Raw genomic sequence first — 22,472 nt, 5'->3', positions numbered from 1 at the left:
AATTACGACGTAGTTGTAGCAGTGACAGCCATGTCGATGCCCGGAACGGCGCCCACGATCGTTTTGACCTTGGCCACTAGCGCATCAGGCGTCAATGGGTCATATTCGTCGCCGTTGATCTTGATCGTCGGGGTTGCCGAGATCTTCGCGAACGCTGCTTCTGCGACAACCTTGGCCAGGTACTTCCCACTGTTAATGCAGTCCGGAACCTTCCCGACCACGCCGGCTTCCCGCGCGACTTCGATCAATTTCGCATTGTCGGGGAAACTGCTCGCAAGTTCATTGGGTTGGAAGTTGCGACTGTACAACGCGGTACGGAACCGACGGTATGCATCCATGGATTCATCGGCGACGCACAAGGACGCCGCACCTGCCCGTGACGGATAGTTATGGTTCCGCGGGTGGTCCAGGATGGACACCACAGAGTAATCAGCCGCAATCGCACCGATGTCGATGAGCTTGGACACCGTGGACCCGAAATTCCGCTCGAAATCACCGCAACCTGGACACAAGAAGTCCTCGTAGAAAGACATCACAACCTTGGGGTTGTTAGTACCCGGCTGGGTGACTAACTTGCTCGAAATCACCCGCACCGTGTCGCCCGAACCAGTCAGCGGAGCCACACCTTCCTTACTGGCATGCTGCGACTTCATGACGGCGAAGACGACGACAACCGCGAAGATAACGACGATCGCAGTGCCCGCGACCATCAGAGCTCGGCCGGAACTGCCGTCGGCCGACTTCAGGTCGAGTCGCTGGGGACGTTTGCGGGTATCGGCCACAGGTTTGCTGATCCTAACGTGTTCAATTTAGCCCAATCCACGATCGGGCGACGGCACCTCTAGAGTACCGGCGACGATGAATTGGATGGCTACGTCCGGCTCAGGTGAGCACGCAGCGCCGAAATCAGCTCGCTTGTCGCGGCAGCACAGCCACCGCCGAGCGGAAACAAATTAGCGAAGCCGTGCAATAGCGAACCCATGCAACGCAGGTCCACCGCAGTCCCGACGGCACGCAGCGCCGCTGCATAGCTCTCACCTTCGTCGCGCAGTGGATCAAATCCCGCTACCGCGATCAGCGCCGGCGCTAGCCCGGATAACGATTCGGCCCGCAACGGCGACAGCCGCGGATCGGTGTGCTCGATACCGCAACCTCTCAGATACTGCGCTTGAAAGAAGTCCATATCCCGCTTGGTCAACAAAAAGCCACAGGCGAACAGCGTCATTGACCGGGTTTGTGCGGTGAAGTCGGTTCGCGGGTAGAGCAGCCACTGCAGCACCGGAGCAGGGCCGCCGGTGTCGCGGGCCAATTGGCACACAACGGCCGCCAGGTTACCACCGGCGCTATCCCCACCCACCGCGACCCGCCCGGAACTAGCGCCAAGCTGCTCGGCGTTCTGGTACGCCCACTCAAAGGCGGCATAGGCGTCCTCGATCCCTGCCGGAGCCGGATGCTCAGGTGCCAGTCGGTAGTCGATCGACAAGACGTGGATGTCAGCGTTGCGGCACGTCAACCGACACAGCGCGTCGTGGGTGTCCAAATCGCCGAGTGTCCAGCCACCGCCGTGGTAAAAGACCAGCAACGGGGCAACCGCGCCACTGGCCGGGCGGTAATGCCGTGCCGGAATATCACCACCCAGCCCGGGCAATGAAAAGTCGTCTACCTCGACGTGGATCTGCGGACCCGGCAACGACAACGAGGCCTCGCGCATCTGGGCGCGAGATGCAGCAACATCGTCATGGACGACCAGCCCGTCGATACCAATGGCACGCATGCTGGACAACATCAGCTGAAGCGTGGGGTCAAGCGTATTCCCGTCGATGATGACCGACCGACCGACTGACAGCACCTTCTTAGCGACGTTCGGAATCCACGGAAAAACCTTAGCGCCGACGGTGGTGATTTTGCTCTGCACGCGACTGGTCCACCGCGTTGGTTCGTGGCTAACGCCATGATGAAGATCTGCTGCGCCTGGCAAACTCTGGGTCATGGGCTGCTCCCTCGAAAAACCTGGTTAGGCTAAACTGACGCTAATTCGATTCCCACCGTCGAGCTTGGCGTGTCTCGGATCGCGTGCCGACCGACACTGAGCAGGTGGTCGGCACCGCGCTGCGCACCAATTATCGGCATATCGACACTGCGGCAATCCACCACAGCGTAGTGAGGGATCGAACAAGCGATTGCCGACTCCGGTGTACCCCGCGACCAAACTGCACGTGGTTACCAACGTTATAGAATACCGATCACCGCTACGACAGCACGCTGACGGCGTTCAACGTCGGTATGGAGCGGTTTGGACTAGATCACCCCGGCCTGTACCTGATACATTAGCTGCCGCTCAACAAGTCCATCGATACTTTCAAGGGCTTTGCCGGCCTGCGTGATCAGAGCCGAATCCGATCTATCGGAGTCAGTAACTCCTAGCCCGAGCAACTCGCGGTCCTGGCCGATGCCACCGGCACTGTTCCCGTGGTTAATCAGATCGAGTTATATTTGCGGCTGCCACAGCGGAAGCTGCGCGAGGTGCACGCCCGCCGTGGGATCGCCACTGAGGCATGGTCACCGTTAGGCAAAAGGTTGTTGTTGGCCCACCCGACAATCACCATTGTGACCGAAGGCTGAAGCCGGACCTCGGCACAGACTTCTGGTGAGGTGGCATATCAAGCTCGGTAATATCGTGATTTCCAAGTCGGTAAACCCTCACGGATTGCGAGCAACTGCAACGTGTTCGATTCCGAACTCAGAGCCGAGGAAATGGCGTCGATCTCCCTGCTCGATGACGGAGCCCGGCTTGGACGCAACCTACACACCTTCGATTTCACAGGCAGGTGAAATGATGCCGGGTGCCCCCAGCCCCTCTATCCCCTCAATAGCTCTTAACGACGAAAACACGATGCCCGTGCTCGGTCTTGGTGTCGCAGAACTGTCGGAGAACGAGACCGAACACGCGGTTTTGACGGCACTGGAAATCGGCTGCCGGCTCATCGACACCGCTGCGGCCTATGGCAATGAAGCCGCGGTCGGCCGGGCGATTGCCACCTCCGGGATTCCCCGCGGCGAGTTGTTCGTCACCACCAAGTTGGCTACCCCCGATCAGGGTTTCATCAAGTCTCAAGATGCTTGCAAGGCCAGCTTGGACCGACTCAGCATGGACTACGTCGACCTCTACCTGATTCATTGGCCAGCCCCTCCAGTGGGCCAGTATGTGGACGCCTGGGGGGGCATGATCCAATCCCGCGGCGAAGGGCATGCACACTCAATCGGCGTATGCAACTTCACCGATGAGCATTTGTCAGCGGTTATCGATCTCACCTTGGTCACGCCGACGGTCAACCAAATCGAGCTACACCCACTGCTCAACCAATACGAGATGCGCAAATCAAATGCTCAGCACAACGTTGTCACCCAGTCCTACACCCCACTGGTTCTCGGCCTGTTGATGGGCAACCCGACCTTGACTTCGATCGCCGCCGAATATGGCAAGACACCCGCACAAGTACTACTTCGGTGGAACTTGCAGCTAGGTAATGCGGTGATCTTCCGATCCACCAAAGTCGAACACATTGCCAGCAACTTCGACATCTTCGATTTCGAATTGGCCATCGAGCACATGGACGCAATGAATAGCCTACATGACGGCACCCGGCTTCGCCCGGATCCAGAAACCTACGCTGACAGCTGATATCTCGCCCTCTGACCACTACCCGGTCGGACAGGTCGTTGCGGCCTGACGCAGTACACCCGTCGACGGCTCATCTAGCGGTAGCTGGTAACCGCGCAGCACAGCGATAAACTGCATAGTATATTGGCACGTGAACGCGGCGTTTGGCGGCATCCACCGAGCCGGCGGCGAATCGCTCTTGTCATGATTGGCCTGACCGTCGACGGCTAGTAAGTTGGCAGGATCGTTAGCAAACCGCAGCCGCTGCCGTTGGGGCCAGCCGTAGGCCCCCATATCCCAGGCGTAGGCGAGCGGGACGATGTGGTCGATCTGCACTGATTCGCCGACCTTTGCGCCGCGTTGGAAAGCGACGGTCTTTTTGGTATACGGATCATGCAGCGTGCCGGTGGCCACCGCATTTGGACACCGCTTGATCGACACGAACGTCTTGTCCACGAGATCGCGGGTGAGGATGTCCTCGCGAGTGTCACACCCGTTGTTCCCGAGCGGGGCATCGTTGTTGTCATCCCACGGGTCGCCGAACGCCAACCGGTGGTAGTCATAGCGATGTAGGCGCTGCGGCAGCACAACAACATTCACCAGCACATCGGTGCCCGGGTGTACCCTCGGCATGCCAGCGTGTACAGCGAATTCGCCAGCACGCCCGGCTGACGATAATCCCAACGTCTGATAGGCGACCACCAGCGCGAATACCGCAACAGTCGACAACCACAGTACAACTTTGCGACTCATGACTTATCCAAGTATTTGATGCGGTCGGTGTCGGTGAATCGTGCTGCCAACCCTGCTAATCCGGGATGCGGATCATGGTAGGAACGCATGCAGAAGTCACGCGCAGCCTCAATTATCACCTGGTGCTCGGCCAATGACAGCAACCGCAAGGTAATCGCCTTACCGGATTGTCTGCGGCCCAGCACATCTCCTTCCCGACGCTCCTTGAGGTCGAGATCGGCAAGCGCGAACCCGTCCATGGTCTCGGCGACAGCACATAGCCTGCGCCCGGCCGGGGATCCCGGCGAGACCCAGCTGGCCAACAGACACAGGCTCGGATACGCACCACGACCGATGCGACCGCGTAACTGATGCAACTGGCTGATTCCAAACCGGTCGGCATCCATCACCAGCATAACAGTGGCGTTGGGGATGTCTACGCCCACCTCAATAACGGTGGTGCATACCAGCACATCGATTTCTCCTGCGCGGAAAGCCGTCATCGTGGCATCCTTCTCGTCAGTAGACAACCGTCCGTGCATGAGCGCCAACCGCACGTTCGCGAGCTCATCGGAACGCAATCGGGTATAGAGTCCCTCCGCGGTTGCCGATGGCCTGCTGTTCTGCTCGCCTCTTTGCGGACCGTCGGTCTCGTCGATCCGAGGCGCCACCACATACGCTTGGCGGCCTGCGGCGACCTCCTCGAGGATGCGTTGCCAGGCCCGGTCCAGCCACCAAGGCTTGTCCTTGACAAAGATGACGTTGCTGGTGATCGGCTGACGTCCGCGCGGCAATTCACGTAGCGTCGACGTTTCCAAGTCGCCATAGACGGTAAGCGCGACAGTACGCGGGATTGGCGTCGCCGTCATCACCAATAAGTGCGGCGTTATGCCGTCACGAGCCTTGGCGCGCAATCGATCTCGTTGCTCGACACCGAAGCGATGTTGTTCGTCGACCACCACCATGCCCAAGTTGTGGAATTCGATCGCGTCCTGCAGCAGCGCGTGCGTGCCGATGACGATGCCAGCCTGGCCGCTGACAATGTCGGCACGAACCTGATTCTTCTGCGCCGCTATCATCGAGCCGGTAAGCAGCGCCACCCGGGTGGCGTTTTCAATCCCACCCAGCTGACCCCCCATCCCTAACGGGCCAAGGACATCGCGGATCGACAGCAGATGTTGTGCGGCAAGAACTTCCGTAGGCGCCAGCAAAGCACACTGGTAACCGGCGTCGACCATCTGCAACATTGCTAGTACCGCGACGATGGTCTTGCCCGACCCAACCTCACCCTGCAGTAGACGCTTCAACGGGCGGGTCGTCGCAAGTTCATCAGACAGCACATCGCGCACCTCGCGCTGTCCCGCCGTCAGCTCGAACGGCAACCGGAGCATCAGTTCCGCCACCAGGCCGTCAGACCGCGGCGGTGCCGGCGGACCCGATTCCGACAACTCACCGTGCCTGCGTGTGACCAACGCCCACTGCAAGCCGACAGCTTCATCGAAGATTAATCGCTCCCGCGCACGCCGACGTTCCGGCTCGCTCTCGGCGAGATGGATAGCGCGCAGCGCCTCATCTTCGGATATCAGACCATGCATGGTGCGCAGTTCTACGGGCAGCGGATCGGGCACCGGATCAAGGACGTCCAGCACCTGACGCACACAGGCGTAGATATCCCAGCTCTGCAGTTTGGTACTTGCCGGATAGATCGGAAAGAAGCGACGTTGGAACGCCGATATCAGAACTTCGCCGCTGACAGCCTGCGAAGCATCGGCAATGCTGCGCAGCGAACTGCTGCCCCGGTTGCGTCCGTCCGGCGAGTCGAGAATGAGAAACGCGGGATGCGTCAGCTGCATAGCACCCCGAAAAAACCCAACCTCCCCGGAGAGCATCACCTTCGTGTCTTTGGTGAGCCCCTTGCTAATGTAGCCCGCGTTGAAAAACGTTGCGGTAACCTTGTTACGTCCAGAGCCAACGGTGAGACGGAGATATTTCTTCTTCGGGTCCTTCTTCATCGGTAACGTCACCGCCTCCGTGATGACGTCGACGATGGTGGTGTGCTCACCTGCTTCTGGCCGCTCGTCTTGGGCGCCCCGCACGGTCGCGCCCTCAGTGTAACTGCGTGGGTAGTGGCGTAGCAGGTCGTCGACGGTTCGGATACCGAACACTTCGTCGAGGGAATCAGCGGCCTTGGCGCCCACAATGTAGTCGAGCCGATCGGATAGTGACACCACAACTACTCGACTCCGATCAGCAGCGCGTCACTGTGATGCCCGCTGCAGTAAACAACCAATTCAGTCCCCAGATGGTTGTCGTGCACGTGCTGTTGCAGGATGTCACTCACCGCTGCGACGTCAACTGCTGTATCACCGTTGAGCATCCCTCTCACATGGGCAGCACCGGTATCCACCACGGCCTGCATCAGCTGGTGGACGCTAATACCCGCGGCTAGATTGACGGCGCCTGGCGCCAGCTGCAGCATGTAGGCTCCTTCTCTGGCGAACGATTCGGCGACATCGTCACCGTCGACGGCGGCTAGCACCGTCCATCTACCCACCGGCAGTCCGGTGGTGGCGGAATTCAGCGCCACAACCACAATTCGGCTGAATTGTCCTGCTACCAATCCTGCTTCGATGACTATGCCGGCATCGTCAGTGTGGATTATGCACCAAGTAACTGCGTTGATTCACCACAGGCGCGACCACAATGGCGACCGATTCACCCAATTTCTCGAGCCGATCCCGCATCGTGTCCGCCGCGTCAGCATCGCACCCATCCAGATCGCACCGATCTAGTAGGTACATCGCCTCGAATCGCGGTGCTCGGTGTCTGATTACTTCATCACTTTTGGTCGCACAGCACCGCGCACGATGTACAAGCTGCCGCCGCGGTGAATGTCGAGCGCAGCGCGTTCAAGCGGACCAGCAGGCTCCGTCCACCGGCGTACACCGCGCCGGCGTCAGCGAACAAACCAAACTGTTCAAAGATCATCGCTAGCGCCACAACGACCGCGTCACCGGCGGGTGATAACCACCGGAACCAGCCCCTCCCTGCCATTGACGCACTGCTCGACGACAACTGCGGTGGCTAGCAACACCGAAACGATGGTCTCTGGGATCTTTTCGTCGCCCCTCGAAATAATGGTCAGTTCGACATCGCGCTGCAACCTAGCCCCAAGCAGCGCGACACCAACATCGGGTAGTTCGCTGCCGGACTCGGCAGTCGCACTTACGGTTACGCCGGCGATGCCACGCAAGATCTGGGAGACGATCACGCCGGGCTTGCCACGGGCGTCGTTTAGCGCACCTTCCGACAGGGCTGCCATGACCCGAGCAACGTCGCCTGATTAGCTCTGCGCGTTGGCTCTCGCATTCGTCTCAACTAGCGCAGAACGCATGGCGAAGAGCACGTCAGCGGCCAGTATCGGAATCGACAACCGGGAACACATTACGCCGGTTAATCTCGTCAATGTGAATGATGGGTTCGCTGACAGCAACGTACGCCGAATCCCACAATATCGACGCGTCCAGCAGACGTTCCTGCAAACTACGACAAGTGCCCAGTGTGACCCACCTCCTTCCGCCGCACCCCAGTGTGCGCCAGCGTAACTTGACGCCGCACGCGAGGTGATTGCCTGTGAAACCCCACACGTCGGCGGGGCGAACCGGTCCATTGAGATTAGCCAACGGAAGTGGACCATACTGGCCGTGACCGTCCGACAGCTGTTGACCGTTTTGGTGGTTGCCCGCAGCAGTCACTACGCTAAGTTAGCGCCTGGGTCAGCTTGGCTGTCCCAGCCTCTATATGCGGCTGGTTGCCGTACCCCAGCAGGAGATTTGAGGAGCTTGCAGAATGGCCGCTGTGTGCGATATCTGCGGGAAAGGCCCTGGCTTCGGCAAGTCAGTGTCACACTCCCACCGCCGCACTAACCGCCGGTGGGACCCCAACGTGCAAACCGTGCATATGGTGACGCGTCCCGGCGGCAACAAGCAGCGGCTCAACGTCTGCACCTCCTGCATTAGAGCCGGCAAGGTTACCCGCGGCTGACTTCTTGCGCACTGCACGCCAAGGCGGTCAGGGTAAGCGCCAATCGATGGGCTCAGCACCCAGCCCAGCGAGTATCTCATTGGCCCGGCTGAACGGACGCGAGCCGAAGAACCCACGAGACGCCGACAACGGCGAGGGGTGTGGCGACTCAATCACCACACAGTTACCCGCCAGCAGCATCGGCTTCAGCGTAGCAGCATCGCGACCCCACAAAATCGCCACCATCGGCTCTGAGCGCACAGCCAGCGCGCGGATCGCGCACTCCGTGACCACTTCCCAGCCCTTGCCCCGGTGAGATGCCGGGTTACTAGGGCGTACCGTCAGCACCCTGTTCAACAGCAGCACACCGCGCTGCGCCCAGGGGGTCAGATCCCCACACGCGGGCAACGGATAGCCCAGGTCTGCACTATACTCCTCGAAGATGTTAGCCAGACTGCGGGGCAACGGACGCACATCGGGAGCCACCGAGAAGCTCAGACCAACAGCATGACCCGGCGTCGGGTACGGATCTTGCCCAACGATCAAGACCCGCACAGTGTCGAAAGGATACGTAAAGGCGCGCAAAACATTCCGCCCAGCAGGTAGGTACCTTCGCCCTGCCGATATTTCGGCCCGCAGAAATCGACCCATCTCGGCTACCTGGTCAGCAACCGGCTCTAACGCCGTCGCCCACCCTTGCTCGACGAGCTGACTCAACGGACGCGCGGTCATCCCAACCCCTGCACCAAGATTTCCCAGTACTCAGGTGCTTGTCGGTCGGTGTACTTCAGCAGGGCGATCGGGTAGACGGTCACCGTGAAACCCTAACCTCCAAAGGATTGCCAACCCGCATATCCCCGACACTCATGCCCATCGACAAGCACCCGAGCCGGCCCATCAAACACCCGTCCGATGATGCGCCACCCAGCCGGTGTCGGGCCAGCGAAACAGGCCACCAGGGCGTGATCTTCACCGCCGCACAGCACCCACGGCCACGGATCACCGCCCACTGCGGTCGCGGCCGCGGTCAACGCAGCGTGGTCTACGGCAAGCGCCGCAGTGGATAGGTCAATCGACACCCCGGATGCCCGTGCAACGTGGCGCAGGTCGGCGATCAAACCATCGGAGACGTCGATCATTGCCTGGGCCCCGCACGCTGCGGCCGCGGCCCCTCCGCCATATGGCGGCTCAGGCACCACATGCCGACGTCGCAGCTCATCGAATCCATCAATTCCTTTGTGCCACAGGGCGTAACCAGCAGTCGAGCAGCCCAGAACACCAGCAACAGCTACCATGGAGCCGACTTTAGCCCCAGACCGCAGTACCGGAGCGCGACCGTCAAGATCACCCAGCACCGTAACAGAGAGCACCCATTGCGGGCAGCTAACGAGATCGCCGCCGACGATGCCGGCACCAATGCGCCCAGCCTCGTCCCACAGCCCGTCCACTAACGCGTTCACCTGCGTCATCGGCGTATCACCAGGCGCTCCCAAACCCACCACGAATGCGGTGGCCCGCGCCCCCATCGCCTCAATGTCGGCAGCGTTCTGCGCGATCGCCTTGCGGCCGACATCGTGCGGTGCTGACCAGTCCAGTCGAAAGTGGCGATCCTGCACCAGGACATCAGTTGATACCACGGTGCGACCGTCGCCGGAAGTCACCACCGCCGCGTCATCACCGGGTCCGAGCGCGACCACAGCAGGCTGTCTGCGCCCCTGCACCAGCCGGTCGATTATCGCAAACTCACCGAGCTGTTCAAGCGTTACCGACTCCCCTGACGCCCCAAACTCATGGTTAAGCACGCCACCTCCTTTGGCGCGTCCCGGACATCTGAGAGTACCCAAACGATCACCCAACCTGCGGTAAGTTAAGTCCCTGCCGGCCCGCGCAAGCGGACAGCCGCCAGTGTAAAGCCCGGTGCCGATGTGTACAGCATATGGCCCGACAAACAGCACGGCAGGTAAGGAATTCGGTCAGGAGGTGGCTGGGCAGGTGACGAATGACCCCGACGCTGGCAGGCCACCGCACGCCATGACAATCGCCGCGGTGGTGCTGGCAGCGGCAACGATCGGCGTAATCCTGGTCCTCGCGGCAACCCGCCACGCGCTGCCGCGGCCAGTTGCCGTTGCTGCCGTCCCAGCCCCGCAGGCCACCACAGCCGCATGCCGATCGCTGGCGCAAGCATTGCCGCAGCGGCTCGGCGACTATCAGCGCGCGCCCATCGCGCAACCGGCACCCGACGGTGTGGCCGCCTGGCGAACCGGGCCAGACATCGAGCCGGTGGTGCTGCGTTGCGGACTCGACCACCCGGCCGACTTCGTAGTGGGTTCCCCGATCCAGACCGTCGACCACGTGCAGTGGTTTGAGGTGGCCACCGAACCACAATCCGCCCGTGATGCCAGCCGATCCACCTGGTACACGGTGGATAGGCCAGTCTATGTTGCATTAACACTGCCATCAGGATCGGGTCCGACACCCATCCAAGAACTCTCCGAGGTAATCGACCGCACTTTGACGACCGTCCCAATCAACCCAGCTCGGCCTCACTAGCTGGCTCATTTAACGCAGACCCACGCCCCGAGCCAACGCCGTGTCCACCATGGTCGCTAGCAAAGTCGAGTAGTCCACGCCGCTGGCCGCCCACAGCCGCGGGTACATCGAGATTGTGGTAAATCCCGGCATCGTGTTGATTTCGTTGATCACCAGCCCGTCGGCGGTGAGGAAGAAGTCCACTCGGGCCAGGCCCTGGCAGTCGATGGCCCGAAATACCCGGATCGCCAGCTGACGCACCTCGTCGGCAACATCTTCATCCACCTTGGCGGGTACGTCTAACTCGGCTGCGTCGTCAAGATATTTGGTCGTGAAATCGTAGAACGCGTCCTCGCGTCCTCGCACCCCGGCCACCCGGATCTCCCCCACCGTGCTGGCCGCCACAGTGCCATCCGGCATCTCGAGCACACCGCACTCCAGCTCGCGGCCGTTAACCACCGCCTCGACTATCACCTTCGGATCGTGCCGGCGAGCGTCGGCAATCGCGGTGGACAACTGACTCCAGCTCGACACCCGGCTGATACCGATCGACGAGCCACCTCGCGCAGGTTTAACAAATACCGGCAAACCCAGCCTTCTGCACTCCCATCGATGCAACGTTGGCCGTGACGGGTGCAACACCACGTGCGCGCCCAGCGGAAGTCCCTCCGCGGCGAACAGCTTCTTGGTGAATTCCTTGTCCATGCCGACAGCACTGGCCAACACACCAGCGCCGACATAGGGCACACCAGCAAGTTCCAGCAGCCCCTGAATAGTACCGTCCTCGCCGTAGGGACCGTGCAACACCGGGAATACCACATCAACCGACGCCAATATCTCTCCAGCATTGAGGTCTGCACCGTGCGAAAGTGACACCAGTTGGCCGCTTCGCCGCGGATCGGCCAGCAGTGTCAACTCGGTTCCCGATTCACAGCTCACCGCGGGAAGCTGCTGATTGACGATCGCCAGTGAATCAGGGTTGGGATCGGTGAGCACCCACGACCCCTCCGGAGTGATGCCGACCGCGACCACGTCGAACCGCTGTGGATCCAGATTGCGCAGTATGCTGCCGGCAGACACACAGGAGATGGCATGTTCGTTGCTGCGCCCACCAAATACGACGGCAACGCGCACGCGGCCACTCGGTGACAGCCGTGATGTCAGGAGCCGCTGGTAGGCATTCACAACCTAGAAAGGCTACCGGTCAAGCAGCTCCAAGAGCGGCATAGGAGCTCTGGACTGGGGGTTTCCAGCTACTCACGAAGCCGACTGGGCGGGGGTTGTCTTATTTTGGGCGGAGTGTTTTACTCCGGCCTAGTACTGCAGCCCAACAACAAGGCTATCGCCTTCTCTACCGAGAGTCCTTCGTGACAGACTCGATATACGGCGTCGGTGAGCGGCATTTCGACGTCATGCCTGGACGCCAGCGTGAGCACCGACGCGCATGACGTCACACCCTCAACGACATAGCCATCCCCACCACCGGGGCCATCCGTACCGTGCAAGGTCGACTGCATGGTCGCGCCCCGTCCCAGGCGTTCGCCCAGCGACCGGTTCCGCGAATGTGGCGATGTGCAGGTGGCCACCAAATCACCTACCCCCGCCAGGCCAGCCAACGTCGTGCTCTTAGCGCCTAGCGCCACCCCCAGCCGGATGATCTCCGCCAGGCCTCGGGTAATGATCGCCGCCGCGGTGTTTTCGCCGAAACCAACGCCCACCGCCATCCCGCACGCCAGCGCGATGATGTTCTTGCATGCCCCGCCAATTTCGGTGCCGACAACATCGCTGTTAGTGTACGGTCGGAAGTAGCCATTGCTAAGTATGCGCTGTAAAGCGACAGATCGGCCCGAGTCGGTGCATGCGATGACGGTGGCTGCAGGCTGACATTGAGCGATCTCGCTAGCCAGGTTGGGTCCCGAAATTACCGCGACCTGCGCCGGGTCCACGCCGGTTACCGAAACGATGACCTGACTCATCCGCATCAGAGTGCCTAGCTCGATGCCCTTGGCCAAACTCACCAGGGTTGCACCGTCGGCCACCAAACCACCCCACCGCTCGAGGTTGGCCCGCATCCGCTGCGCCGGCACCCCTAGGAGCACCGTCGACGCACCGCGTAGCGCCTCTGCAGGATCGGAGACAGCGCGTATACCTGACGGCAGCAGTATTCCCGGTAAGTAGGCGCGGTTGTATCGAGTGGTGTTGATCTGTTCAGCAACGTCAGGTCGCCGAGCCCACAATACGACCCCTCCCTCCAGCCCGCCGGCATCAACAAGCACCTTGGCCAGCGCGGTGCCCCATGCACCGGCGCCCATCACAGCTACAGCATCTTCCGAACTGGCCACTGCGTCGACCATCCACCACCCCCGTAATTGTTAAAGCCACATCTGCAGCCAACACGGCCCAGACCAGCGACGAGCTACTGTCACGCCAGTTACGATCACGCTAGCGTGGCGCTGGGCTGCGGCCGTTATTCTAGCGGTGCATCATCTCGGCAACCGATACGTGGACTGAACAGCATGGCCGATACCGACCCCCACGTCCGACGATCAGATCTTAAGTGCACTGCAGCAAATACGTGGAACTAAAACTTCGCTGGTAAAGTCACCCTTTGGTCGTTGTCGCTCCCCACCACTACTGGCGCGCAGTTCCTGTCGGTCAGCGCGGAAGTCATTGCGGCGCTTTACTATTCCAACCGTACTCTAACATCGATCTGGAAGATTCGACCATCGCTCCAGACATATGATCAGCCCAGCTTGGCTAGTCACCGGGGTTGCAGTGCCGATTCCCAGGCAGACTAGAAAATTGCTAGTTATACTCCAACACAACTCTATAGCGTGCCAATCGCCTCTCACAAGCGCGTTCGCGCGTCTCCCTCGCAAGCAGGCAGTGCCCCTAACTTGCAAAGAAGACAGCGACCAGCGCTGGCAGGATAGGTGCATGAGTTGCACACAGGCCGGCGGCACAGGTGATGTCGGCTTGATCATCGCCGTTAAGCGGTTGGCCGCCGCCAAGACCAGGCTAAGCTCAGTTTTCTCGGCGCGAACACGAGAAAATGTGGTGTTGGCCATGCTGATAGACACCCTAACTGTAGCGACACACGTTTCAGCACTGAGTTCGATCACTGTTATCACACCTGACGAAGCCGCCGCGGCGGCGGCAGCCGAACTTGGCGCCAACGTGCTGGCTGACCCGACACCTGAGGAGCATGACGATCCACTGAATAACGCTATTGCCACCGCGGAACACATGGTAACCGGGTTACTCTCCAATATCATTGTACTGCAAGGAGATTTGCCTGCATTGCAGACACAGGAATTGTCCGAGGCAATCATTGCCGCACGACACCATCAGCGCAGCTTCGTCGCTGACCGACTCGGCAGCGGAACCTCGGCGCTCTGCGCATTCGGAACCGCGCTCGACCCGCAGTTCGGACCGGATTCGTCCGCGCAACATCGCCGTTCGGGTGCGATCGAACTGACGGGACCCTGGCCTGGCCTACGATGCGACGTCGACACGCCTGCCGATCTGGCGGCTGCCTGCCGTCTGGGCATCGGGGCCGCCACCGCTCGGGTGGTCGCACATCTATAGCTCGACCAGCTAACGCATCACCCAGGGTGAACGGCGCATCAATGCGGAACGGATGTCCACAGTGTGCTAGCCGCATCACCGGATGATGAGCAATGATCTTGTAGTGACAGAAATCGAAGCTGAAGCCCGGCCTGAAGAGAATATATGGCATTCAGACGACTCGGCGCTCACAGCACCGCCCGCGGCGACCATCTCTGCGAGCCAAGACCAGCTGCCTGACGACCGCTACCTCAACCGAGAATCAAGCTGGCTGGATTTCAACGCGCGCGTGCTCGCACTGGCCGCCGATAATTCGTTGCCGTTGTTGGAGCGAGCCAAGTTTCTGGCGATCTTCGCGTCCAATCTCGACGAGTTCTATATGGTTCGGGTCGCCGGCCTCAAACGCCGCGACGAGATGGGCTTGTCGGCACGCTCCGCTGACGGTCTCACCCCACGTGAGCAACTGAGCCGAATCGGCGAACAGACCCAACGAATCGCCAGCCGGCATGCACGGGCGTTCCTCGATTCGGTGTTACCCGCACTCGGTGAAGAAGGCATCTATATTGTCACATGGGCCGATTTAGATCAGTCCGAACGCGACCAATTATCTACCTATTTCAACGAGCAGGTCTTCCCCGTCTTGACACCATTGGCTGTCGATCCCGCCCACCCGTTTCCGTTTGTCAGCGGGTTAAGCTTGAACCTGGCGGTCACCGTCAAACAACCTGGCGCCGGCGCTCAGCATTTCGCCCGGGTCAAGGTGCCCGACAACGTCGATCGGTTCGTTGAACTCTCTGAACGCAAGGCAGTCAGAGATACCGCTACCGGAGACGAAGGTCAGCTCATTCACCGATTCCTGCCGATGGAAGAGCTGATCGCAGCGTTTCTTCCAGTTCTCTTCCCCGGTATGGAAATCCTCGAGCATCATGCGTTCCGCATTACCCGCAACGCTGACTTCGAGGTTGAAGAGGATCGCGACGAAGACCTACTACAGGCGCTGGAACGAGAATTGGCACGGCGGCGATTCGGTTCGCCGGTGCGACTCGAGATCGCCGACGACATGACCGAAAGCATGCTAGAATTGCTGTTGCGGGAGCTCGGCGTGCATCCCAGCGACGTCATCGAAGTGCCCGGGCTGCTGGACCTGTCGTCGTTGTGGCAAATCTACAGACTGGATCGACCCGCGCTTAAAGACCGTGCATTTATTCCCGACACTCATCCCGCTTTCGCCGAGCGGGAAACTCCCGAGAGCATCTTCGCAACGCTGCGCGAAGGCGACGTACTAGTGCATCATCCCTATCATTCGTTTTCCACCAGCGTGCAAAGATTCATCGAACAGGCCGCCGCCGACCCCGATGTACTGGCAATCAAACAGACGCTGTATCGTACCTCGGGCGGTTCACCGATCGTGCTGGCGCTCATCGAAGCCGCCGAGGCAGGAAAGCAAGTAGTGGCACTGGTCGAAATTAAGGCACGCTTTGACGAGCAGGCCAACATCCGGTGGGCACGCGCGCTGGAACACGCAGGCGTGCATGTGGTGTACGGGCTCGTTGGACTCAAGACACACTGCAAGACCTGCCTTGTAGTGCGTCGTGAGGGCTCGACGATCCGGCGGTACTGTCATATCGGAACCGGCAACTACAACAGCAAGACCGCTCGGCTGTACGAAGATGTCGGTCTGCTGACCGCGGCACCCGATATCGGCGCCGACCTGACTGATTTGTTCAATTCGCTTACCGGGTATTCGCGTAAACTGACTTACCGCAACCTTCTGGTAGCCCCGCAGGGAATTCGCCGGGGCATTATCGAGCGTGTCGAGCGCGAGGTGGCCGCCCATCATGAAGCCGGCCCCCAAGCCGGTAAGGGCCGGATCCGACTCAAGATGAACGCTCTGGTCGACGAACAAGTCATTGATGCGCTGTATCGCGCGTCGCAGGCTGGCGTACGGGTCGAGGTGGTGGTGCGTGGCATATGTGCACTACGTCCAGGAACCGAAGGTTTCTCTGAAAACGTCTTCGTCCGATCGATTCTCGGCCGTTTCCTCGAACATTCGCGTATCATCCACTTCCGCGCCGTCGATGAGTTCTGGATCGGCAGCGCCGATATGATGCACCGCAACCTGGACCGACGTGTCGAGGTGCTGGCTCAAGTTAAAGACCCGAGGCTGACCGCGCAGCTGGATGAGTTGTTCGAGTCCGCACTGGACCCGTCTACCCGGTGCTGGGAACTGCGGCCAGACGGACAGTGGACTGCGTCGCCGCAGGAAGGCCAACGAGTACGCGACCACCAAGAATCGTTGATGGAGCGGCACCGAAGCCGCTAATGCTGTTTGGTGATCTTGTGGCCACATCCACGACTGTGAATGGTCCTAACCCAATTAACCTGCAGGAGTTGAGGTGTCGATCCAGAACTCATCCCGTCGGCGCTCCGATGGTCAGATCGTCTACGCCGCGGGGGCGGTGTTATGGCGACCGGGAAATTCCGACCCGGCCATCGAGATTGCCGTAATCCACCGTCCTCGTTACGACGACTGGTCGCTGCCCAAAGGTAAAGTGGACCCTGGCGAGACTGCTCCGGTAACGGCCGTACGAGAGGTGTTCGAGGAGACAGGTCACCACGCGACACTTGGCGCACGGCTCATTGCGGTGAATTACCCGATCGATCAACGCGTCAAGAAGGTGCACTACTGGGCAGCGCGCAGCACCAGGGGACAATTCGTCCCTAACGGCGAGGTCGACGAACTGCTCTGGCTACCAATTACCGACGCAATGAAAAGACTGGATTACGCGCAGGATCGAAAAGTATTGCGCCGGTTCGCTAAACAGCCAGCTAACACGCGAACCGTGCTGATCGTCCGGCACGGGAACGCCGGCAGGAAGTCACGCTTCTCCCAGGATGACACCAAGCGACCTTTGGACAAACAGGGCCGCGCACAGGCGGAAGCATTGATCGGACAGCTGCTTGCCTTTGGTGCCACCGATGTGTATGCGGCCGATCGGTTGCGCTGTCATCAAACGGTAGAACCGGTCGCCACAGAATTGGGTGTACCGATCCACAATGAGCCCAGCTTAACCGAGGAGGCCTACGCCAAGAACCCCACACATGGCCGACAGCGAGTGCTGCGAATCGCGGCACAGCCAGGAACGCCAGTGATCTGTTCGCAGGGCAAAGTGATTCCAGACCTGATCGCGTGGTGGTGCGAACGCGACGAAGTACGCCCCGACAAATCACGCAATCGCAAGGGCAGCACATGGGTGCTGTCACTGTCGGCCGGCCGACTAGCGGCAGCCGACCACGTCGGCAGCGCGCTTGCAACCAACGTACGGGCCTAATACGCAGATACCCTTTGAGCGGCGTTGCTGCCACCCAAAGGGTATCTGCGTTAGGACTAGTTACTTCCTTACTTACGACCCCGCTTGGCGGCGGTAGCCTTCTTGGCTAGAGCTTTCTTGGCCGGAGCCTTGGTCGCTGCCTTGCGCACCGGAGCCTTGGTCGCTGCCTTGCGCACCGGAGTCTTGGCGGCGACCTTCTTCACCGCTTTGGTCGCTTTTTTGGCGGGCGTCCTCTTGGTCGCAGCCTTCTTGGCCGGAGCCTTAGCTACGGCCTTCTTGGCCGGAGCCTTAGCTACGGCCTTCTTGGCTGGAGCCTTTTTAACCGCTGCCCTCTTGGCTGCGCTGGTCGCTACACCACGCTTGACCGCTGGTCCTTCCGCTGGGAGACGCTGTGCGCCAGCCACAACCGCTTTAAATTGCGCACCCGGGCGGAATGCCGGGACGGACGTCGGCTTCACCTTCACCGTTTCGCCAGTGCGGGGGTTGCGGGCCACACGTGCAGCTCGGCGACGCTGCTCGAACACACCGAACCCGGTAATGGTGACACTGTCGCCCTTATGTACCGCGCGCACAATCGTATCAACGACATTCTCGACGGCGGCGGTCACCTGCCGACGGTCCGAGCCCAATTTCTGTGTCAGCACGTCAATGAGCTCTGCTTTGTTCATCCAAATCCTCCGAAGTCAGTGGTCCTCGTTTTCGAACCGACTAGTGGACACGGTAAACCCTCAGCCCGCTGATTTCCAAGAGCCACGCGCAATTTCACTGAAACAACGTCGGAAATTATCGCAATCTGGTTGCTGCCCTTAACTGGTAGCGGGAGGAGAAAAATACACCCGGCAGCGTTGGTTAACGAGCGGAAAACCCGGCCAGTTCGACCCTTCAGGAGGTGGATACTGTCCGCGGTTTCCACTCCGGACGAGCCAACTCAAATGTCTCGATCTCGTCGAATTTCTGCAGCGTAAGTGCTATATCGTCGAGTCCTTCAAGCAGTCGCCAAGCAGTGTAGTCGTCAATCTTGAACGGCAACACCACCGTTCCCGCCGTGACGTTTCGATGTTGAAGATTGACAGTGATTTCCAACCCTGGGCTCTGTTCGATGAGTTTCCACAGAAGTTCGACATCATCTTGGGCTACTTGAGCCGCTAGCAGCCCCGCCTTGCCTGCATTACCGTGAAAAATATCACCAAATCGAGACGAAATAACCACCCGGAATCCATAGTCCATGAGCGCCCACACCGCATGCTCACGCGACGACCCGATCCCGAAATCGGGCCCGGCGACCAGGATGGAACCCCGATCGAACGGGCTGAGATTGAGCACAAATGAAGGATCAGCCCGCCACGTCGCAAACAAGCCGTCCCCGAAACCGGTTCGGGTGACACGCTTCAAAAAGGCCGCCGGAATAATCTGATCGGTATCAACATTGGACCGCCGCAGCGGCATGCCAATGCCGGTGTAGGTGTGGAAGGCTTCCATGTGTACCCCATACTCCCTTACTCAATTCAGGCCGGACGAGCTAGTTCAAATCGGCTGGAGCAGATAAAGTGCCGCGAACCGCGGTGGCGGCGGCGACGGCCGGGGATACCAAATGTGTACGGCCACCCGTACCTTGCCGTCCTTCGAAATTTCGGTTAGACGTCGCGGCACACCGCTCCCCAGGCGCAAGCTGATCGGGGTTCATGCCCAAACACATCGAACAGCCCGCCTGCCGCCACTGCGCGCCCGCAGTGATAAAAATCTCACCGAGCCCTTCGGCTTCAGCCTGCGCACGTACCCGCATCGAACCAGGGACAATCAGCATCCGCACACCGTCGGCCACCTTGCGGCCATGCAACACATCGGCCACCACCCGCAGATCTTCAATGCGGCCATTGGTACACGACCCGACGAACACTGCATCGACCGCGATATGACGTATCGGTGTTCCTGGGCGAAGGTCCATGTACACCAACGCTTTCTCGGCGGCCTGTCGAGCGGCGTCGTCGGTCATCAGTTCAGGGTCAGGCACCGTCGCGGCCAACGGCACTCCTTGGCTGGGGTTTGTCCCCCATGTGACAAACGGACTCAACGAGGTCACATCAAGATAGACCTCTGTGTCGAACACAGCGTCGGCATCGGTGCGCAACTGCCGCCAGTAGGCTACTGCGGCATCCCATTGCGCACCGTTCGGGGCGTGTGGGCGGCTACGTAAGAACTCGTAAGTGATCTCGTCGGGAGCTACCATTCCTGCTCGGGCACCAGCCTCGATGCTCATGTTGCAAATCGTCATCCGGCCCTCCATGGACATCGATTCGATGACGCTGCCTCGGTATTCGATGACGTAGCCCTGCCCGCCACCGGTGCCAATCTTGGCGATCAACGCAAGAATGATGTCCTTGGCCGTGACGTCAGCAGGCAACCGCCCATCGACGTTGACTGCCATTGTCTTGAACGGGCGTAACGGCAACGTTTGGGTGGCGAGTACATGCTCAACCTCCGAGGTGCCGATGCCTATCGCGAGTGCACCGAAAGCGCCATGGGTAGAAGTGTGGCTGTCGCCGCAGACTATCGTCATGCCCGGTTGAGTCAGGCCTAACTGCGGCCCGACAACATGAACGATGCCCTGTTCGATATCACCCATCGGGTATAGCCGAACACCGAATTCGGCACAGTTGCGCCGCAATGTCTCCACTTGAGTGCGCGACACCGGGTCAGCGATCGGCTTGTGGATGTCGATGGTAGGCACGTTGTGATCCTCGGTGGCCAGGGTCAGATCGGGCCTGCGCATCGGCCGGCCAGCTAAACGCAGGCCGTCAAAAGCTTGCGGGCTGGTAACCTCGTGCACCAAATGCAGATCAACGTAAATCAAATCAGGGTCGCGATGTTGGTAAGAGCCCTGACCGGCTACCACAACGTGGTCGTCCCAAACTTTTTCGGCCAATGTGCGAGGCTTGTAGTCATTGCCTGTTTGTTTCTTATCGTTGTCCATACTTAAGCGCCTCGATTCGCCTCATTAGCGACTCACCGGTCAACTTGTATTGATACCTCGGAATAAAATTCTATATCTTTGTGTTAGAAAGAACAGCGCTATCGGCGTACTCGACAAAGCCGTTGCACTGCTATACACGATCGCGGAATCTCCGTGCGGATTGGCCAAACTGTGCGATCAAACTGGCTTACCCAGGGCCACCACCTACCGTCTGACGGCCACACTGGAGGTTCATCGTCTGGTGGCGCGCGACGACGAGGGCCGGCAGCGGCTTGATCTCACGATCTGGGAACTCGCGATCCATGTTAACGATCCATTGCTAGCTGCTGACGCGGCGGTGCTATCTGTGTTGTGTAAGACCACCGGCGAAAACGTGCAGCTGTATCGCCGCGAAAGCACCTCATGGGTCTGCGTTGCTGCACTGGAACTTCCTGCGGGCCTTCGCGATACGGTTCCGATCGGGGCTTTGCTGCCAATAACGATCGTTGTCGCTGCCATATCGGTGTCTGAACCCATCGACCGGATGGGGCAACACCTCGGTGCACGCTCGGCCGCTGACTTATTATCGGAGGCTGAGCACTGATTCGCCGCCTGTAGAAAACTCTGCGTATCGACTGCGAACCACACAATGCACTCTCGGGACAGCGTAGCCTGGTCGCAGAATTCACAGTCGTGCTTTTCTTAAGCTATTGGCTCGATGCTGATGATCGCCTGACAGACTGATCCAATGGGAACCAATCAGCGCGCAAACATCGTCATGTCCGAGGCTGAAATCACTGACTTCGTCGTCAACAGCCGCACCGGTACGCTAGCCACCATCGGTCCGAACGGTCAGCCACATTTGACCGCGATGTGGTATACCGTCATCGACAGTCAAATTTGGCTGGCAACCAAGACCAAATCACAAAAAGCGGTCAACCTCAAACGGGACCCGCGAGTCAGCTTTCTAATCGAGGAAGGCAGCACGTATGACACATTACGCGGGGCGTCTTTTGAAGGCACTGCGGAGATCGTCGACGATCCTGATTTCCTTTTTCGGGTAGGAATCAGCATGTGGGAACGCTATACTGGCCCTTACACCGACTACGCAAAACCCATAATCGACCGGATAATAAACAAACGAGTCGGCGTCCGCATTGTCACCCGCCGTATCCGTTCGTGGGATCACCGCAAGCTCGGCGTACCGGCACCTGCCGGAGGGCAGGTCGACCTCACCAGGGACAGGCCAGTGGTTGGTTTGTAGCCCCGATGGGATTCGAACCCACGCTACCGCCGTGAGAGGGCGGCGTCCTAGGCCGCTAGACGACGGGGCCAGAACTAATCCGAGCTGTTAGCATAGCTCATACCACTAGGCCCACCGAATTGCTTAGGGCATCGCTGGGAATCTGGCTGACTTTGCTGGGGTACCAGGACTCGAACCTAGAATAGCTGAACCAGAATCAGCTGTGTTGCCAATTACACCATACCCCATTTACTACTAAAATCGCTGTTTGAGATCACATCCTGTGAACTATAGTGAATGCCTACCTGCGTTTGAATAGGTCCATGGACTACCTCTGCCCAGCCACTGCCGGCCGGCGTGCAGCTTACCAAAAATTTACCGCGCAAACCCGCACGCTTTGTCTTACCTCTTTTCTAGCGCAGTGACGGCGAGCAC

Annotated in this window: 18 protein-coding genes, 2 tRNA genes and 3 pseudogenes; 9 read left to right on the top strand and 14 right to left on the bottom strand. The window is 59.7% G+C overall.

The features are described from left to right. Positions 1 to 2: 2 nt before the first annotated feature. Both MUBE_RS09365 and MUBE_RS09360 read right to left on the bottom strand, forming a co-directional pair. Positions 3 to 782 carry a DsbA family protein gene (locus MUBE_RS09365; protein WP_165849793.1) on the bottom strand — a complete coding sequence of 260 codons (780 nt, stop codon included), beginning with the start codon at positions 780 to 782 and terminating at the stop codon, positions 3 to 5. A gap of 89 nt (positions 783 to 871) precedes the next feature. Then, complete coding sequence (locus MUBE_RS09360) at positions 872 to 1,990, bottom strand: alpha/beta hydrolase (protein ID WP_116540319.1); 1,119 nt, start codon at positions 1,988 to 1,990, stop codon at positions 872 to 874. Between the two features lie 48 nt (positions 1,991 to 2,038). Here MUBE_RS09360 and MUBE_RS09355 point away from each other — a divergent pair. Together MUBE_RS09355 and MUBE_RS09350 are read left to right on the top strand one after the other, a co-directional pair. Continuing rightward, positions 2,039 to 2,832, top strand: a pseudogene (locus MUBE_RS09355) (aldo/keto reductase). A 1-nt stretch (position 2,833) separates the two neighbouring features. Further along, complete coding sequence (locus tag MUBE_RS09350; RefSeq protein ID WP_116540318.1) at positions 2,834 to 3,682, top strand: aldo/keto reductase; 849 nt, start codon at positions 2,834 to 2,836, stop codon at positions 3,680 to 3,682. A gap of 18 nt (positions 3,683 to 3,700) precedes the next feature. On the opposite strand, the gene MUBE_RS09345 is transcribed toward MUBE_RS09350, so the two are convergent. The 3 genes and pseudogenes from MUBE_RS09345 to MUBE_RS20300 form a co-directional block, all read right to left on the bottom strand. After that, positions 3,701 to 4,414: an HNH endonuclease family protein gene (locus MUBE_RS09345; protein WP_116540317.1), complete on the bottom strand. Its 714-nt coding sequence runs from the start codon at positions 4,412 to 4,414 to the stop codon at positions 3,701 to 3,703. Next, entirely contained in the window at positions 4,411 to 6,624 is a 2,214-nt protein-coding gene (recG, locus tag MUBE_RS09340; protein WP_116540316.1) for an ATP-dependent DNA helicase RecG, read from the bottom strand. The genes MUBE_RS09345 and recG overlap by 4 nt, the downstream gene beginning before the upstream one ends. 2 nt (positions 6,625 to 6,626) lie before the next feature. Then, positions 6,627 to 7,920, bottom strand: a pseudogene (locus MUBE_RS20300) (DAK2 domain-containing protein). A gap of 322 nt (positions 7,921 to 8,242) precedes the next feature. On the opposite strand from MUBE_RS20300, the gene rpmB reads away from it, so the two are divergent. Next, positions 8,243 to 8,437 carry a 50S ribosomal protein L28 gene (gene rpmB, locus MUBE_RS09330; RefSeq protein WP_116540315.1) on the top strand — a complete coding sequence of 65 codons (195 nt, stop codon included), beginning with the start codon at positions 8,243 to 8,245 and terminating at the stop codon, positions 8,435 to 8,437. Positions 8,438 to 8,464: 27 nt separating this feature from the next. Here the strand turns inward: rpmB and MUBE_RS09325 are convergent, their stop codons facing one another. Beyond that, positions 8,465 to 9,148: a uracil-DNA glycosylase gene (locus tag MUBE_RS09325; protein ID WP_116540314.1), complete on the bottom strand. Its 684-nt coding sequence runs from the start codon at positions 9,146 to 9,148 to the stop codon at positions 8,465 to 8,467. A 92-nt stretch (positions 9,149 to 9,240) separates the two neighbouring features. Beyond that, positions 9,241 to 10,218: a thiamine-phosphate kinase gene (locus MUBE_RS09320; RefSeq protein WP_116540313.1), complete on the bottom strand. Its 978-nt coding sequence runs from the start codon at positions 10,216 to 10,218 to the stop codon at positions 9,241 to 9,243. Positions 10,219 to 10,447: 229 nt separating this feature from the next. Between MUBE_RS09320 and MUBE_RS09315 the strand changes: the two genes are divergently transcribed. Beyond that, positions 10,448 to 10,966, top strand: a complete 519-nt coding sequence (locus MUBE_RS09315) for a DUF3515 domain-containing protein (RefSeq protein WP_116540434.1) — start codon at positions 10,448 to 10,450, stop codon at positions 10,964 to 10,966. A gap of 9 nt (positions 10,967 to 10,975) precedes the next feature. Here the strand turns inward: MUBE_RS09315 and MUBE_RS09310 are convergent, their stop codons facing one another. Together MUBE_RS09310 and MUBE_RS09305 are read right to left on the bottom strand one after the other, a co-directional pair. Further along, positions 10,976 to 12,130, bottom strand: coding sequence for a D-alanine--D-alanine ligase family protein (locus tag MUBE_RS09310; protein WP_424399070.1), 1,155 nt, complete (start codon positions 12,128 to 12,130; stop codon positions 10,976 to 10,978). 119 nt (positions 12,131 to 12,249) lie between these two features. Further along, positions 12,250 to 13,299: an NAD(P)H-dependent glycerol-3-phosphate dehydrogenase gene (locus MUBE_RS09305; RefSeq protein ID WP_116540312.1), complete on the bottom strand. Its 1,050-nt coding sequence runs from the start codon at positions 13,297 to 13,299 to the stop codon at positions 12,250 to 12,252. Positions 13,300 to 13,882: 583 nt separating this feature from the next. On the opposite strand from MUBE_RS09305, the gene cofC reads away from it, so the two are divergent. From cofC to mutT1, 3 genes are all read left to right on the top strand, one after another. Next, on the top strand, positions 13,883 to 14,533 hold the full coding sequence (cofC, locus tag MUBE_RS09300; protein ID WP_116540311.1) for a 2-phospho-L-lactate guanylyltransferase: 651 nt from the start codon (positions 13,883 to 13,885) through the stop codon (positions 14,531 to 14,533). Between the two features lie 82 nt (positions 14,534 to 14,615). Next, on the top strand, positions 14,616 to 16,835 hold the full coding sequence (locus MUBE_RS09295) for an RNA degradosome polyphosphate kinase (protein ID WP_116540310.1): 2,220 nt from the start codon (positions 14,616 to 14,618) through the stop codon (positions 16,833 to 16,835). 73 nt (positions 16,836 to 16,908) lie between these two features. Further along, positions 16,909 to 17,844, top strand: coding sequence for an 8-oxo-(d)GTP phosphatase MutT1 (gene mutT1 / locus MUBE_RS09290; protein WP_116540309.1), 936 nt, complete (start codon positions 16,909 to 16,911; stop codon positions 17,842 to 17,844). A gap of 68 nt (positions 17,845 to 17,912) precedes the next feature. On the opposite strand, the gene MUBE_RS09285 is transcribed toward mutT1, so the two are convergent. The 3 genes from MUBE_RS09285 to leuC form a co-directional block, all read right to left on the bottom strand. Continuing rightward, a complete protein-coding gene (locus MUBE_RS09285; RefSeq protein ID WP_116540308.1) occupies positions 17,913 to 18,512 on the bottom strand; it encodes an HU family DNA-binding protein in 600 nt (199 codons plus the stop codon). 214 nt (positions 18,513 to 18,726) lie between these two features. Next, entirely contained in the window at positions 18,727 to 19,323 is a 597-nt protein-coding gene (gene leuD / locus MUBE_RS09280) for a 3-isopropylmalate dehydratase small subunit (RefSeq protein ID WP_116540307.1), read from the bottom strand. Between the two features lie 40 nt (positions 19,324 to 19,363). After that, entirely contained in the window at positions 19,364 to 20,815 is a 1,452-nt protein-coding gene (gene leuC / locus MUBE_RS09275) for a 3-isopropylmalate dehydratase large subunit (protein WP_116540306.1), read from the bottom strand. Positions 20,816 to 20,882: 67 nt separating this feature from the next. On the opposite strand from leuC, the gene MUBE_RS09270 reads away from it, so the two are divergent. Beyond that, positions 20,883 to 21,398, top strand: coding sequence for a helix-turn-helix domain-containing protein (locus MUBE_RS09270; protein WP_116540432.1), 516 nt, complete (start codon positions 20,883 to 20,885; stop codon positions 21,396 to 21,398). 144 nt (positions 21,399 to 21,542) lie between these two features. After that, positions 21,543 to 22,032 (top strand): annotated as a pseudogene (locus MUBE_RS09265) (PPOX class F420-dependent oxidoreductase); the annotation flags it as partial. Between the two features lie 23 nt (positions 22,033 to 22,055). Here MUBE_RS09265 and MUBE_RS09260 read toward each other — a convergent pair. After that, positions 22,056 to 22,128: transfer RNA gene (locus MUBE_RS09260), tRNA-Glu, on the bottom strand. Positions 22,129 to 22,213: 85 nt separating this feature from the next. Further along, positions 22,214 to 22,285: transfer RNA gene (locus MUBE_RS09255), tRNA-Gln, on the bottom strand. Between the last annotated feature and the right edge of the window lie 187 nt (positions 22,286 to 22,472).

It is taken from the genome of Mycobacterium uberis, from assembly GCF_003408705.1.
In the GTDB taxonomy this organism is placed as follows: domain Bacteria; phylum Actinomycetota; class Actinomycetes; order Mycobacteriales; family Mycobacteriaceae; genus Mycobacterium; species Mycobacterium uberis.
Note: the sequence above shows the minus strand (reverse complement) of the source record. Positions and strands in the feature narration are given on the sequence as shown.